This is a genomic window from Segnochrobactrum spirostomi (genome assembly GCF_009600605.1).
Taxonomy (GTDB): domain Bacteria; phylum Pseudomonadota; class Alphaproteobacteria; order Rhizobiales; family Segnochrobactraceae; genus Segnochrobactrum; species Segnochrobactrum spirostomi.
The window spans coordinates 2265733-2280797 of the sequence record NZ_VWNA01000001.1; the positions used below are offsets into that span (position 1 = coordinate 2265733).

Consider the following 15065-nt stretch of genomic DNA (forward strand, 5'->3'; position numbering starts at 1 on the left):
CGGATCGGCAATCGTTCTCACGACCGAAGTCCGCGGTGTTTAGGCCCGGCGGGCCGGGGAGTCAAGGAAAAGGCAGGCGGGCGGGGGATCGCCCGCGGCGTCCAGCTCCGGTTCGGTGTCCCAGCGTACGGCTCTCGGCCCGCGGAGAGATCGGCCCGTGGCGCGCGCTCGGGCATCACTAGGGCCGGGCGCGCCCTCTCCGAAGTCATCCCCGGGCTCGTCCCGGGGACCCAGGGGCCGCAAACGCCGTGGTCTCCGCCCCTGGGTCCCCGCCACAAGGGCGGGGATGACGGCGGAGAGGGACGTGCAGGAACGCGACATCAAGCCCTCACGCCGGCGCCAGGTCTCCGAGGAGGCCGGCGGCCACCGTGAGCTTGGCGAGGGTGAGGCCCGAGGCGGCGATCTCCTGGACGGCGCGGCGGATGCGGGCGGCGCTCGGATTGGCCTCGAGCCAGCGATCGACCGCCTCGACGCCGGTGCCGTCCGCCGCCACGGCCCCGGCGATCGCGCGGATCGCCGAGCCGATGCGGTCGAGGGCACGGTCGAGGGCGAGGCGCTCGTAATAATCGGCCACGGAGATCGCGGCGGCGTTCGCCGCCAGCGCCTCGATCTGGAGGCGGTGGACCAAGGCGAACAGGGTCGCCCCGACCTCCGTCACCGGCCGGCCGGTGCGCTCGGCGACGAGCACAGCATCGGGGCCGAGGGCGAGGGCACGGATCGCGGTCAGCCGGATCGCCACGTCGCCCGGCACCTCGCGGCGGACGAGCTCCATCGCGGCGGCCGATTTCTGCCGCACCAGATCCTCCGGCAGCACCGCGTCGAGATCGGCGGCGAGCGCGTCGATGCCGTCGCGGTAGCGCCCGACGATGCCGTCGAGGCCGGCATTGAGGTCGACGTTGCGGATGAACCAGATGGTGCGGGACAACAGGAGCTCGCCGATCTTGCCGTAGAGCTCGAGTTGCAGGTCGCCGGCGACGCGGTTGTCGAGGGCGTCGATGGCGCCGTAGATCTCGCCGAGGCGGAACGCGTCCGAGGCGGCGGCGAAGCCGGCCGCAATGGTCGGGGCGTCGGCGCCGGTCTCGTCGGCGAGCCTGACCGCGAAGGCCGGGCCGCCGAAATTGATGATGGCGTTGGCGACGGCGGTCGCGATGATCTCGCGGCGCAGCCGGTGGCTCTCGATGGCATCCGGATAGGCGTCGCGGATGGCGTGGGGGAAATAGGCGTAGAGATCGCGGGCGAGGTAGGAATCGTCCGGCACGCTCGATTTCAGGAGATCGTCGTAGAGGGTGAGCTTCGCGTAGGCGAGCAGCACCGCGAGCTCGGCCCGGGTCAGCGGATCGCCGGTGCGGGCACGCTCGGCCAGCGTCGGATCGTCCGGCAGGAACTCGACCGCGCGGTCGAGCAGGCCGCGCTGTTCGAGGCTCTGCATCAGCCGCTGCTGGAAGCCGAGATCGGCGAGGCCGCGCCGCTGCGCCAGCGAGAGCGCCAAGGGCTGGCGATAATTGTTGGCGAGGACGAGCTTCGCCACGTCGTCGGTCATGCCCGAGAGCAGGACGTCGCGGTCCTCGCGGGCGAGGCGGCCGTCGCGCATCGGCGTCGCGAGCGCGATCTTGATGTTGACCTCGACGTCGGAGGTGTTGACGCCGGCCGAATTGTCGATGGCGTCGGTGTTGAGGCGGATGCCGTGGCGCCCGGCCTCGATGCGGGCGCGCTGGGTCATGCCGAGATTGGCGCCCTCGCCGACCACCTTGGCCCTGAGCGTCGCCGCCGCGACGCGGATCGCGTCGTTGGCGCGGTCGCCCGCGTCGGCGTCGGTTTCCGTCGAGGCGCGCACATAGGTGCCGATGCCGCCGAACCACAGGAGATCGACCTCGGCGCGCAGGATCGCCGACATCACCTCGGCCGGGGTGGCGTGGTCGGCCGTGAGACCGAGCCGCGCCTTCACCTCCGCCGACAGCGGGATCGATTTCAGCGAACGGGAATAGAGGCCGCCGCCGGTCGAGATCAGGCTGCGGTCGTAGTCGGCCCAGCTCGACCGCGGCAGGTCGAACAGGCGGCGCCGCTCCGCGAAACTCGCCGCCGGGTCCGGATCGGGATCGAGGAAGATGTCGCGGTGATCGAACGCCGCGACGAGGCGGATCTGCTCGGAGAGCAGCATGCCGTTGCCGAACACGTCGCCCGACATGTCGCCGACGCCCGCGACGGTGAACGGGGTCGTCTGGATGTCGGTGTCGATCTCGCGGAAGTGGCGCTTCACCGCTTCCCAGGCGCCGCGGGCCGTGATGCCCATCTTCTTGTGGTCGTAGCCGGCCGAGCCGCCCGAGGCGAAGGCGTCGTCGAGCCAGAAGCCGTGGGCCTGGGCGATAGCGTTGGCGGTGTCGGAGAAGGTCGCGGTGCCCTTGTCGGCGGCCACGACGAGATAGGGATCGTCTTCGTCGTAGCGCACCACCCGCTCCGGCGGCACGATCGCCTCGCCGACGATGTTGTCGGTGAGGGCGATCAGGGCCGACACGAAGATCTTGTAGGCCTCGGTGCCTTCCTTGAAGACGGCGTCGCGGCCGGCGCTCGCCGGCGGCAAGAGCTTCGGCACGAAGCCGCCCTTGGCGCCGACCGGCACGATGACGGCGTTCTTGACCTGCTGGGCCTTCACGAGACCGAGGACTTCGGTGCGGAAATCCTGCGGCCGGTCGGACCAGCGCAGGCCGCCGCGGGCGACCTTGCCGAAGCGCAGGTGGATGCCCTCGACGCGGGGCGAATAGACCCAGATTTCGCGGAACGGGCGCGGCGCCGGCAGGTCGTCGACGGCGTGGGAATCGATCTTGAAGGAGAAGGTGAGCGGCGGCGCACCGTCGGCTTCGAGGGTGAAGAAGTTGGTGCGGACGATCGCCTGAACGACGTTGAGGAAGCGCCGCAGGATGCGGTCGTCGTCGAGGCTCGTCACCGCGTCGAGGGCGGTCTCGATCGCCGCGACGTGGCCGGCGGCCGTCGTCGCACGGTCGGCGTCGGCGAGATCGGGGCGGAAGCGGGTGTGGAACAGATCGACCAGGCTGCGGGCGATCGTCGGGCTGCGCAGCAGCGCGCCCCACATATAATCCTGCGAATAGGGAATGCGGATCTGGCGCAGATAGCGCGACAGGGCGCGCACCATGGCGATGTCGCGCCAGGCGATGCCGGCGGCGATGAGGAGCGCATTGAAGCCGTCGCTTTCCGCCCGGCCACTCCAGACCGCCATGAACAGCGCTTCGAGCGGGTCGGCGAGAAGGCCGGTTTCGAGCGGCGCGCCGTCGAGGCGTTCGAGCGTCATGTCGTGGAGATAGACGACCGTGCCTTCGGCCGCCGCTTCCGCGCCGATGCGGAAGGTGCGCTCGTTGATGACGCGAAGCCCCATCGCCTCGAGGATCGGCACCCGCTCGCTGAGCGCCACCGGCGCCCCGATCTGGAACAGGCGCAAGGAGACGCGGCTCGCGGGATCGCCGGGCCGGCGCAGGAAATCGATCGCCGCCCGACGCTCCGGATTGAGCCGCTCGATCAGCATCAGGTCGTTCAAGGCGAGTTCGGCGCCGTAGGTCTCGCGGTAGGCGCCGGAGAAGGCGCCGCCGAAGCGGTCGATCAGCGCATTCGCCTTGGTGCTCGACAGGCGGGCGGCGGCGACGCGGCGCAGCTCGTCCTCCCAGGTCCGCACGATCGAGGCGACCGCGGTTTCGAGCTCCTCGCGCGGCGGATTGGGCGTGTCGCCGCCGGTGCGGCCGATGGTGAAGAGCAGGCGGGCGAGCGGGCCTTCGGGGAAATCGAGGCTCGAGCTCGCGACCTCGCCTTCGAACCGGGCGGCGAGGAGCGCGCCGATGCGGCGGCCGTTCGAGGTCGTGTAGCGCTCGCGGGGCACATAGACGAGCACCGAGACGAAGCGGTCGAACTCGTCGCGCCGGGCGAGCACGCGGATGCGCGGCCGCTCGCCGAGTTCAAGGAGGCGCAGCGAGAACTCGTAGAGCGTCTCGGTGTCGATCTGGAACAGCTCGTCGCGCGGATAATGGTCGAGGAGCGCGATCAGCGCCTTGCCGGAATGGCTCTTGGGATCGAGATCGGCGCGCTCCAGCACCCGGGCGATCTTGCGGCGGATGCCGGGGATCGCACGCGGCGACATCGAATAGGCCGAGCTCGTGAAGAGGCCGACGATGCGCAGTTCGCCGGAAAGGTTGCCCTTCGCATCGAACAGCTTGATGCCGACATAATCCATCTGGGTGCGGCGATGGACGCGGCAATGCAGGTTCGCCTTGGTGACGACGACCGGCTCCGGGCTCGTCAGGAAGGCGCGCATTTCCGGCGTCAGCATCACCGAGTTGCCGGCGCGGCGCAGCACGCCGACATCGGGATCGCGCAGGATGCCGCGGCCCTCGTCCTCGCGGCGCAGGAGCTGCTCCTCGCCGGCGGCGCCCTCGTAGCCGTACTCGCGCACGCCGAGGAAGATGAAGTTGCCCTCGAGCAGCCACTCGACGAAGGCCTTGGCCTCGGTGACCGCCCCGTCGGAACCCGGCGGCGGGTTGGTTGCCCAGGATTTCAGCGCCTTCTTGACGCGCTTGCGCATGGGCTGCTCGTCGCCGACCGCCCAGGCGACCTCGGTCAGGGTGCGGTCGAGCCCGGTCATCAGCCGCTTGCGCTGGCTCTCGCCGAGGCCGGCGACGTGGAGGGTGATCAGGCTCTCGTGGGCATAGCCGTCGTCGCCGTCGGGATCGGCGAGGCCGGCGAAGCGGACGAGCCGGCCGTCCTGGTCGCGCTCGACGGAGAGGATCGGGTGGGAGACGAGGAGGACTTCGAGCCCTTCCTCCTGGATCTCGCCCATCACCGAATCGAACAGGAAGGGCATGTCGTCGTTCAGAACCTCGACGACGGTGATGGCACGGCTCTCGTGGGACCCTTCGAGGCGGAAGCTGTGATCGGCGAGGCGGATGCGGTGGCGGCCGGGCTCGCGGGCGGCGAAGGCGTCGAACGCCTCGTCGGCGAGCCGCCGGATCTGCACCGGGGAATAGGTTCCGAGATCCTCCGCGCTCGCCCTCGAAAACATCGCCTCCGCGAACGCGGCGCGGGCCGCGTCGTCGGCTTCGGGGCTGCGTCCGTGGTTCGCCGCGTCGATCTGGTGGGCCATGATATCCTCTTCTTTGTTTTGTCGCGCCGCCCAGTCTCGTCGCGTCGCCCGTGCTGCGCCGCGAGCCGAGCGAAGCGGCTCTCGACGCCCGCCGATCTTGGACCCGGATTGTGACGGGATCAATGTTAAGCCCGGCAATCCTTCCCCGGCCTGTGCGCTAGCCTTTTGCTTTTGCAAGGGAACCTGGGCATCCGGAGGGTCGATTCTGGGCCCCGCCGTGGGGCGCGGTGCGGCCTTCCGCGGTCCCGGGAGAGGCGGCGCGGGTGCGGTCCGTCGGCACGCGGGGGGCGATATCCGGCTGGCCCGTGGACGCGGAAAGCGCTATTATGTTCGCTCTTTGTTCCAATCATGGGCCGTGAGAATCGCATGATCGACCATCTCGGAATTTCAGTGTCGGATTTCGCCCGCGCGCGGGCTTTCTATCTCGCCGCCCTCGCCCCGATCGGCATCGGCGTGGTGATGGAGGTCTCCGCCGAGGAGACCGGCTCGACGGCTTTCACCGGCTTCGGCGCGGACGGCAAGCCGTTCTTCTGGATCGGCGAGCGGGCCGGCCAGAACGGCGGGCTCCACGTCGCCTTCGCGGTCCCGGAGCGGCGGCTCGTCGATGCGTTCCACGCGGCGGCGCTCGCAGCCGGCGGGCGCGACAACGGCGCGCCGGGGCTCAGGCCGCATTATCATCCGAACTATTACGGAGCCTTCGTGCTCGATGCCGACGGCAACAACATCGAGGCCGTCTGCCACACGCCGACGTGATCCCCTCGCGATTTGCGCCACGTCATAGCAGCGTCGAGATGGGGCCTAAAGGATCGCTCGCCACGAGGGCGCGATTCGCCACCCGAGCGTCATGCGGCGCCCGGGTGGAGGACGAGAAGGCCCCGGACGACCGGCGAAGGCCTCGGATTTCATGGGACCCATCGGGACCCATCGGGCCCTTGGGGCGTTGCGGGAGCGCCGATCGCGAACAAGGACGGATCAACCGTCACCCGCGCCGAGAGGAGAAGGCCATGGAGAAAAGCGCGATGACACCGACCACCGTTCTGTTCGTCTGCGCGCGCAATGCCGGTCTCAGCATCATGGCCGAGGCCTATCTCAACCACCTCGCGCTGCCGGATCTTCGGGCCTTCAGCGCCGGCCTGGAGCCGGCCGAGACGGTGCATCCCGGCGCGCTTCGGGCGCTGGCCCAGGCCGGCCTGGCGCTCGAGGCGCTCGCCCCGAAGGCGATGGAACTGTTCGCGCTGCCCCAGGCGCCCCAGCCCGACGTCGTCGTGGCGCTCGGGTCGGAGCCGCTCGGCGGGCGGGAGCCGCGCTGGCTGCGGCCGCCGCGCCGCCTCGGCTGGCTGATCGGCGATCCGGCGTCGCGCCCCGGCCCGGTTTCCGTCTCGGTGTTCTCGGAAGCCTTCGCGGCGCTGCGCGAGCGCATCGACCGCGCCGTCGCCGAGGCCCACTTCGCCGGCCTCTCGCTCGCTCACGCCGTCTGAATCGGCTTTTCAGCGCCCCACGGGTCGGTGCGCGGCGACCGACCCGGCCGCGGTGCGCGCATTGGCGGCCCGGATTGCGCCGCCGGAGAGGGCGAGCAGCCCCAGCGACAGCAGGGCGACGGCGATCTGGTAGAAGGCCGGGACCATCGGCGCGCCGGTGGTCGCGAGGAGCCAGGATACCGTCATCGGTGCCAGACCGCCGAACAGGAGCACGGCGGTGTTGTAGGCGAGCGCTACCCCGGTCGTCCGCAGCGAAACCGGAAAGAGCATCGCAAGCTGTCCCGGATGGCAGCCGGCGATGAAGACCAGAAAGAACGTCGCAGTCAGTTCCGCCATCATCAGACGGCCGAAGGTGGGGGCGGTCGTCAGCCACGCATAAAGCGGCCACGTGACGACGGCGAAGGCTGCGATGGCCGAGATCGAGAGGCGGAACGCGCCGATGCGATCGCCGAGCCAGCCGGCGACGGGATAAAGGCAGATCGCCAGGATGCCCGCGGATGCCGCCACCACCAGCGCGTCCCGGTGCGGCAGATGCAGCTCGCGGACCACGTAGACGGCGAGATAACCCTGCCACAGATAGCTGATCGAGGCGCCGACCGCGACGAGGCCGAGGCCGCAGAGGAGGGCGGGGAACTCCGCGCGCAGTGCCGTCGCGAGGCGCTTCAGACCGAAGCGCTCGGCCCTTCCGTCTCGCCGCGCGGCTGCGAATTCCGGCGAATCCGCGAGATGCCGCCGCATGTAGAGCCCGACCGGGCCGATCACCGCGCCGGCCGCGAAGGGTAGGCGCCATCCCCACGCGGCCATCGTGTCGGCAGGCAGAGCGGTTTCGAGCGCGAGGATGACGAGCGAGGCCGCGAGGATGCCGACCCCCTGGGCGCACATCTGAAGGCTGCCGTAGAGCATGCGGCGGCCGGGCGGCGCGAACTCGACGAGATAGGTCGCGGACCCCGCGAACTCGGCGCCGACCGACAGGCCTTGCAGAATGCGTGCGACGACGACGAGGATCGGTGCGGCGAGCCCGAGACGGTCGTAGCCGGGCGTGAGCGCCACCAGGAGGCTGCCGAGCGCCATCATGCCCATCATCAGGGCGAGGGCGCGCCGTCGCCCGCGGCGATCCGCGTAGAGCCCGAGCAGCACGCCGCCGACCGGCCGCGCGGCGAAGCCGACGGCAAAGGCGGCGAAGGTGAGGATGAGGGCGGTGTTCGGCCCGCTCGCGGGAAAGAAGGCCCGCGCCACGGAGCCCGCGAGGAGCGTGTAGCCGATGAAGTCGAACCATTCGAGGCCGTTGCCGACCACCGAGGCGATGATCGTACCGGCCGTCGCCGGCGTCGGGGCGTGCGGCCCCGGTCGATCTGATCGACGCGCCATCCCAGTCGGCGTTGCCCGGCTCCGCTTCGACGACATGCAGCCCCCGCCCCAAAGTCCGACCTGAACCCGAGCCAATCCCAGCCCCGACGGCCTTATAGCGGGTGGGAACGGGGCGTCCCAGTCGGTGAGGCCTAGGGACGGGGCGCTTCTCGCATCCGCCGATATTCGTCGCGCAGGATCGATTGGATGGCGGTGTCCCAGCGCTCGGCGCCGACCTTGATCGAGGAGCGCCAGACGCCTTCGGGCACGAAGCCGAGGCGGGCATAGGTCCTGAGGGCCGGCGCGTTGAACGTGTAGACGCGGAGTTCGAGGCGCTCGATGTGGGGCATCGAGAAGGCGAGGTCGATCATCGCGTCGAGGAAGGGCACCGCGAGGCCCTCGCCGCGGCGCTGGGGGCGATGGCGACCCGGCCGAGTCGGGCGATGCCGTTGTCGTGGTCGAGGGCGAGCTGGGCGTGGCCGATCACGGCGCCGTCGAGGACGCCGACCCGGCACAGGCGGCGTGGCGGGATCGTCGTCTCTTCCGCCGCCATCAGCGCGAGCTGCACCCGGTCGAGCGGAAAGGCGAGGCCGGAGCCGCCCCATTGGGCGAGCGCCGCGGCATCGGGAAACCACGTCGCGACGATGTCGAAATGGACGGGCGCGAAGCGCTCGAGCCGGATCGCGCTGCGCGCCGGCGTGGGGGGCGAAGGGATCGGCTCGGTCGTCATGGGGGCTCCGCGTCTCGAACGGCGGTGATCGTAGGAGGGGCGCGCGACGCGGCCGGCGTCGGCACCTGCGCTCATGCCGGCACCGTCTTCTCCGGGCTTTTGCAGAGATCGGCGATCAGGCAGACCTCGCAGCGGGGCCGGCGCGCCACGCAGGTATAGCGTCCGTGCAGGATGAGCCAATGGTGGGCGTTGTGGAGATAAGCCGGCGGAATGATCTTCATCAGTCCGGCCTCGACCGCGTCCGGCGTCTTGCCCGGGGCGAGCAGGATGCGGTTCGCGACGCGGAAGATGTGGGTGTCGACGGCCAGCGTCGGCTCGCCGAAGGCGACGTTGAGGACGACGTTCGCCGTCTTGCGGCCGACGCCGGGCAAGGCCTCCAGGGCCTCGCGGTCGTGCGGCACCTCGCCGCCATAGCGCGAGACGAGGATTTCCGAGAGCGTGACGACGTTCTTCGCCTTGGTGCGGAAGAGGCCGATGGTCTTGATCGCCTCGCGCACCGCGTCCTCGCCGAGCGCGGCCATCTTCTCGGCGGTGTCTGCCTGAGCGAACAGGCCACGCGTCGCCTTGTTCACGCCGGCGTCCGTCGCCTGGGCCGACAGCACCACGGCGACGAGCAGGGTGAACGGGTTGACATATTCGAGGTCGCTCTTCGGCGCCGGCGCGGCGGCGGCGAAGCGGGCGAAGATCGTCTCGACCTCGTCCGCCGAATAGGCGCCGCCGCCGTGGAAGGCGCCGGGCAGGGGCTTCGCCTTCGCCGCAGCGGCGCGCGCCTGTGGCGTCGGGGGGCGCTTCCCGCGCGCCGGCTTCGCGGCCGCACCTGCCGGCACCTCGGCTGCGGGCGCTTTGGCTGCGGCCGATTTGGCCGCGCCCGTCTTGACCTTAGGCGTCGCCGCTGCCGTCGCTCCGGCCCCTGCGCCGCGCGGTTTCGCCGCCCTGCCGACCCCGCGCGGAGACGGTTTGCCGCCTTTGGTGCTCTTTGCTTCGTCCATGGCCCCTCTATACTCGACGGGAAGGAGCCTTGACACCATGCCGTTCGACGACCGCGCCGAGGTCGCGCCGGAAGACGCGCCCTTCTTCAACGCCGTGCTGACGCCGCACCGCTCGCTCGGGCCGCGCGGCTTTCTCGTTGTGATGGGCGCGATCTGCGCCGTCTCGTTCACGGTCGGCATCCTGTTCTGGGCGATCGGCGCGTGGCCGATCTTCGGCTTCTGCGGCCTCGACGTGCTGCTCGTCTGGCTCGCCTTCCGCGCCAATTATCGGGCGGCGCGGGCGCGCGAGGAGATCGCCGTTTCGACCGCCGAAATCCGCATCCGCCGCGTCTCACCGAAGGGACGGGCGGAGGAGGTGCGGCTCAATCCGGTGTGGGCCCGTCTCGTCGTCGAGCGCACCGAGGACGAGGGGGTGACCCGCCTCGCGCTCGCCTCCCACGGGCGGGCGGTCGAGATCGGCCACTTCCTGGCCCCGGTCGAACGCGAGAGCTTCGCTGCCGCGTTCGGCGATGCGCTGGCGACCGCCCGCGCCGGCGGGCCGGCTTGAGGCGCGCGCGGTTTCATGAGCCGGCCGGGACATCGTGGACGAGCCGGCTTTGCGGTTCGGAAGCACGACGCGAATGGCGGCGCGCCATAGGGTCCCCGTCATGAACTGTCGACACATCGGCTCGCGAGCCTGGATGATCGTCGCGCTGGTGGTCGTTCTGCTCGGCGTCTTGGCCCATGCGGGCGGCTTCCTCGGTCGCAGCGGCATCGAGACCGCGCCGCCGGCGCCTGCCCGCACCCCACTCGCCCCGATCGAACCGTCGGCGCAATGGGTCTATGTTACATCCACCGAGCAGCAGATTGATCTTTGATTGCGATTTCGAAAGCGAATATTATGTATATCTGATAGGTATTTTGATTGGTAATTTCAATAGTTTTATTGTAATATTTATATCTGAGATGTTTTCAGTAGATTAATAATAAATCTGGATCTTATAAAGTGTATAATACCGTTTCCGGCCCGATTAACAACACCGGCGAATTTTAGCGCCACTCCACCATCATCCAGGACTGCGGCAAAGACCGGGCCACCCGATAGGCCGTTGGGGTCGAAATTCATAGGGGCGCGCGTCCTGCATGTACCCAGAGCAATATCACTGACATTTGCTGAGGGCTGACAGATCATTGATCTAATGACCGTGTCAACGCGCCGGCCATCGCATACATCGTAATTCTGATCGACAAAAGCGCACCCGTAGACGATATACAAGAGAACATTTTCTTCGTCATCAAGCGAATTTTTTTGATTTAATTGAAAAAATCGATTCAGTAGACCTGAATAAATCGAAGATTGAACGTTAAAATCAAAAGATATCAAGTCGCATGCATCGCTTCCGCTTGGATGTAAATTGTCAGAGAACATGGTATATCCGGACGAGCTAACATGTACTTGCCCCTCTGGCAGAACAATGCCAACGTCTGACGGAGGAAACCCTTTAATCTGGTGTTTTGTAGCTATAATAAACTGATTTTTCTGATAGCTGATGCCCGTTGCGGATCCTATCAATTGAATCTCGTAAACAGGATCTCCCGTATAATATGTAAGACAGTGACCAAACGCGTGAATTTTAGATATCAGTATATTTAGAGGAATAGCGCTGCCATTAACATTTATGCCGATAGCAGCTTTGCTGTCTGCGATATGAGAGGAAAGAACGCTCTCTCTGAGTGCACGCTCTAGATCGTTCATCTATTTGGCAGCGGTAGGGGTGGAGCACGGGGGATACAATCAGCCAAACTGCGCTGGCGGGGCTCAGCGAGCGTGACCAAAAGGCGAGTTGGGAACTTAGCAAAAAATCACAGAAGTGGTGCCGCAGAAGGGACTCGAACCCCCGACCCACGCATTACGAATGCGTTGCTCTACCAGCTGAGCTACTGCGGCCCACGCCGGATGAAACATCCGGGCGGATGGCAGGGCACATGGCCATGCCGAAGGGAGCGGGACCAGGTCCCGCGAACCCGCGCGTCAGATACCCGCATTCGCTCGCCGTTGCAAGCGTCCGCGGCGGACTTCGGAGGGCGCCTCCACAACGTCGCGCAGCGTCGTGGGGTGGCCCGCGGGCCGCGGGGATCCGATCCCGGCCTTCTCTCAGAGGGCTGACGCCGGTCCGAGGCCGACCGCGACGAGGACGCCCGTTCCTGTCGCCTCGATCGTCGCGGGGCTCGCTGGAGGGGGCCGTCCTCGACGATCGCGAGGTCGCGGGGCGCGAGGACGGTCGAACCGGCCGCCCCGTCGAGGCGCCACGTGCCGGCGAGCGCCAGGAACAGGCTCGTTTCCGCGCGCGGGAGGGCGATCGTCACGGTTTCCGCCGCCGCCGTGCGATGGACCGCGAGCGCGCCGGCGATGCGGCCGCGGGCGATCATCAGGTTGAGGTCGCGGCACGGGCCGGCGACGCCGACGGCTGCCGTCTCCCAATCGCCCGAGAAGGCGACCGGACGAAAAGGTTCGGTCAGGTCGGCCTCGCCGTGGCCCGCGAAGACGAGCTGGAAGCCCGGCCCGTCGGTCAGGAGGATGGTGCGGTCGATGCCGGGGAAGGCGGAGAACGGGCCGTCTTCGGTCACGTCGGCCTGGGACAGCCGCCACAGGAGCGTCCCGTCGTCGGCGTCCTTGCGGGCGAACTCGATGGTGGTGCCGCGGCCGTTCCGCCACGGCATCACCTTGTGCTCCGCCGCCGGGATGCGACGCAGGATCACGACCGCGCCGCTCCGAGGCTCGGCAGGTCGAGGCCCTTTTCGCGGGCCCAGTCGATCGCCCGCTCGTAGCCGGCGTCGGCGTGGCGCATCACGCCGGTCGCCGGATCGTTCCACAGCACCCGGGCGATACGGCGCGACGCCGCCTCGCTGCCGTCGCAGCAGATCACCATGCCGGAATGCTGGGAGAAGCCCATGCCGACGCCGCCGCCATGGTGCAGCGAAACCCAGGTCGCGCCGCTTGCGCAATTGAGGAGCGCGTTGAGGAGCGGCCAATCGGACACGGCGTCCGAGCCGTCGCGCATCGCCTCGGTCTCGCGGTTCGGAGAGGCGACCGAGCCGGAATCGAGGTGGTCGCGGCCGATCACGATCGGCGCTTCGAGCTCGCCGTTCGCCACCATCTCGTTGAAGGCGAGGCCGAGCCGGTGGCGGTCGCCGAGGCCGACCCAGCAGATGCGCGCCGGCAGGCCCTGGAAGGCGATGCGCGAGGATGCCATGTCGAGCCAGCGGTGCAGGTGCGGATCGTCGGGGATCAGCTCCTTCACCTTGGCGTCGGTCTTGGCGATGTCCTCCGGGTTGCCGGAGAGCGCCGCCCAGCGGAACGGTCCGATGCCGCGGCAGAACAGCGGGCGCACGTAGGCCGGCACGAAGCCCGGGAAGGCGAACGCGTCGGTGACGCCCTCTTCCTTCGCCATCTGGCGGATGTTGTTGCCGTAATCGAAGGTCGGCACGCCCGCGGCGTGGAAGGCGAGCATGGCGCGGACATGGACGGCCATGGATTCCTTGGCGGCCTTTGTCACCGCCGCGGGCTCGACGGCCGCGCGGGCCCGGTACTCCTCCCAGGTCCACCCGATCGGCAGGTAGCCGTTCAGGGGATCGTGGGCGGAGGTCTGGTCGGTCACCATGTCCGGGCGGACGCCGCGGCGCACCAGCTCCGGCAGCACGTCCGCCGCGTTGCCGAGGAGCGCGATCGAGATCGCCTTCTTGGCGGCGGTCGCCTCGGCGATACGGGCGAGGGCGTCGTCGAGATCCTTCGCCTGGACGTCGACATAGCGGGTGCGCAGGCGGAAATCGATGCGCGATTGCTGGCATTCGATGGCGAGGCAGGCGGCGCCGGCCATGGTGGCGGCGAGCGGCTGGGCGCCGCCCATGCCGCCGAGGCCGGCGGTCAGCACCCAGCGGCCGCCGAGCTCACCGCCATAATGCTGGCGGCCCGCCTCGACGAAGGTCTCGTAGGTGCCCTGAACGATGCCCTGGCTGCCGATATAGATCCACGAGCCGGCGGTCATCTGGCCGTACATCATGAGGCCGGCGCGATCGAGCTCGTTGAAGACGTCCCAGTTCGCCCAGTGCGGCACCAGGTTCGAGTTCGCGATGAGGACGCGGGGCGCGTCGCCGTGGGTGCGGAACACGCCGACCGGCTTGCCGGACTGGACGAGCAGGGTCTCGTCGCCCTCGAGGCGCTTCAGGGTCGTGGTGATGCGGTCGAAGGCGTCCCAATCCCGGGCGGCGCGGCCGATGCCACCATAGACGACGAGCTCCTTGGGGTTCTCGGCGACGTCGGGGTCGAGATTGTTCATCAGCATGCGCAAGGGCGCTTCGGTCAGCCAGGATTTGGCGGAGAGCGCGGTGCCGCGCGGCGCGCGGATCTCGACGTCGCGATAGCGGCTGTTGCTCAGCATGATCGGCCTCGGAAGTTATATATACAAGTATAGATGACTATAGCAGCCTTGCGTCGGCTGGCAATGGGCTCGGCGGGCTTGCGGTCGCGGCGGAAAGGGCCGCGGCCCGGGCTCAGCCGTCGGCGCGGGCGCTGAAGCGGCCTTCCAGGCGGTAGCGGCCGCCGGGATAGACAAGGCGGACGGCGGTGACGCTCGTCGCCTCCGACCAGGTGCGGCGGCGGATCGTCAGGCACGGCTCGCCGCGGGCGACGGCGAGGAGCTTGCACTCCCACGGGGCGGGCAGGGTCGCCTCGACCACGTGCTCCGCCTCGGCGAGGGGCGCGACGCGGGTGAGGTAGGCGTTCGGCGTCGTCGCCTGGAAGTTCTGGACGAGATAATCGGGCGCCGCGGCCGGGTTGACGAAGCGGTCCTCGAGTTGCACCGGCACGTCGTTCTCGTGGTGGACGATGACCGAGTGGAAGACCGATGCGCCGATGGGAATTTCCAGGGCGTCCGCCACTTCCGGGGAGGCGGTCTCCGCCTGGAGCACGATCACTTCGGCGGTATGAGCGTGTCCGCGCGCCTTGATCTCCTCGGCGATGTTGCGCACTTCGACGAGGGCGGAATGGCCCTTGCGCTCGGCGACGAACGAGCCGACGCCCTGGATGCGCACCAGCACGCCCTCGGTCGCGAGCTCGCGCAAGGCGCGGTTCGCCGTCATCCGGCTGACCCCGAGCTCCGAGACGAGTTCGTTTTCCGACGGCACCCGGGCGTTCGGCGGCCATTCGCCGCTCTGGATGCGGGCGAGGATCATCTGCTTGACGCCGGCATAAAGCGGCCCCGGCTCGCCGCCGAGCGCGCGCAGGCTGGAGCGGCCGCGGCCGCTCGCGCCAGGCTTCGTCTCAGGGGCTCCGGATTTCAGCACGCGCCCATTCCTTCGGCAGGTTGCCAGTGTGCCCAAAGCTTGGGATATTTTCGGCTTGC

General features: G+C 68.7%; 13 protein-coding genes and 1 tRNA gene. 4 read left to right on the forward strand and 10 right to left on the reverse strand.

All coding sequences use genetic code 11. The features are described from left to right. Positions 1–328: 328 nt before the first annotated feature. Positions 329–5140 carry an NAD-glutamate dehydrogenase gene (locus F0357_RS10210; RefSeq protein ID WP_153480705.1) on the reverse strand — a complete coding sequence of 1604 codons (4812 nt, stop codon included), beginning with the start codon at positions 5138–5140 and terminating at the stop codon, positions 329–331. Between the two features lie 366 nt (positions 5141–5506). Here F0357_RS10210 and F0357_RS10215 point away from each other — a divergent pair, with 366 nt between their 5' ends. Both F0357_RS10215 and F0357_RS10220 read left to right on the forward strand, forming a co-directional pair. Then, positions 5507–5893: a VOC family protein gene (locus tag F0357_RS10215; protein WP_153480707.1), complete on the forward strand. Its 387-nt coding sequence runs from the start codon at positions 5507–5509 to the stop codon at positions 5891–5893. Between the two features lie 266 nt (positions 5894–6159). Beyond that, positions 6160–6618, forward strand: a complete 459-nt coding sequence (locus F0357_RS10220; protein WP_208948280.1) for an arsenate reductase/protein-tyrosine-phosphatase family protein — start codon at positions 6160–6162, stop codon at positions 6616–6618. Positions 6619–6627: 9 nt separating this feature from the next. Here F0357_RS10220 and F0357_RS10225 read toward each other — a convergent pair whose 3' ends face one another. The 4 genes from F0357_RS10225 to nth all read right to left on the reverse strand — a co-directional run bounded on the left by F0357_RS10225 (position 6628) and on the right by nth (position 9684). After that, entirely contained in the window at positions 6628–7986 is a 1359-nt protein-coding gene (locus tag F0357_RS10225; RefSeq protein ID WP_208948281.1) for an MFS transporter, read from the reverse strand. A gap of 131 nt (positions 7987–8117) precedes the next feature. Then, positions 8118–8354: a GNAT family N-acetyltransferase gene (locus F0357_RS24115; protein ID WP_208948282.1), complete on the reverse strand. Its 237-nt coding sequence runs from the start codon at positions 8352–8354 to the stop codon at positions 8118–8120. Beyond that, on the reverse strand, positions 8333–8695 hold the full coding sequence (locus F0357_RS24120) for a hypothetical protein (RefSeq protein ID WP_208948283.1): 363 nt from the start codon (positions 8693–8695) through the stop codon (positions 8333–8335). The genes F0357_RS24115 and F0357_RS24120 overlap by 22 nt, the downstream gene beginning before the upstream one ends. A gap of 71 nt (positions 8696–8766) precedes the next feature. Next, a complete protein-coding gene (gene nth / locus F0357_RS10235) occupies positions 8767–9684 on the reverse strand; it encodes an endonuclease III (RefSeq protein WP_153480713.1) in 918 nt (305 codons plus the stop codon). Positions 9685–9721: 37 nt separating this feature from the next. Between nth and F0357_RS10240 the strand changes: the two genes are divergently transcribed. Then, positions 9722–10231 carry a DUF2244 domain-containing protein gene (locus tag F0357_RS10240; protein ID WP_153480715.1) on the forward strand — a complete coding sequence of 170 codons (510 nt, stop codon included), beginning with the start codon at positions 9722–9724 and terminating at the stop codon, positions 10229–10231. A 133-nt stretch (positions 10232–10364) separates the two neighbouring features. Beyond that, the gene (locus tag F0357_RS10245; RefSeq protein WP_153480717.1) at positions 10365–10541 is read left to right on the forward strand and encodes a hypothetical protein; all 177 of its coding nucleotides are present in this window, start codon (positions 10365–10367) and stop codon (positions 10539–10541) included. 77 nt (positions 10542–10618) lie between these two features. Here the strand turns inward: F0357_RS10245 and F0357_RS10250 are convergent, their stop codons facing one another. From F0357_RS10250 to hutC, 5 genes are all read right to left on the reverse strand, one after another. Next, positions 10619–11419 (reverse strand): hypothetical protein, encoded by an 801-nt coding sequence (locus tag F0357_RS10250; protein WP_153480719.1) that lies wholly within the window; start codon positions 11417–11419, stop codon positions 10619–10621. A gap of 116 nt (positions 11420–11535) precedes the next feature. After that, positions 11536–11611: transfer RNA gene (locus F0357_RS10255), tRNA-Thr, on the reverse strand. After that, on the reverse strand, positions 11602–12423 hold the full coding sequence (locus F0357_RS10260) for a HutD/Ves family protein (RefSeq protein ID WP_153480721.1): 822 nt from the start codon (positions 12421–12423) through the stop codon (positions 11602–11604). The genes F0357_RS10255 and F0357_RS10260 overlap by 10 nt, the downstream gene beginning before the upstream one ends. Next, positions 12420–14102, reverse strand: coding sequence for a urocanate hydratase (gene hutU / locus F0357_RS10265; RefSeq protein WP_153480723.1), 1683 nt, complete (start codon positions 14100–14102; stop codon positions 12420–12422). Before hutU ends, F0357_RS10260 begins: the two co-directional genes overlap by 4 nt. Positions 14103–14214: 112 nt before the next feature. Further along, positions 14215–14946 (reverse strand): histidine utilization transcriptional repressor HutC, encoded by a 732-nt coding sequence (gene hutC / locus F0357_RS10270; protein WP_246161630.1) that lies wholly within the window; start codon positions 14944–14946, stop codon positions 14215–14217. Positions 14947–15065: the final 119 nt, after the last annotated feature.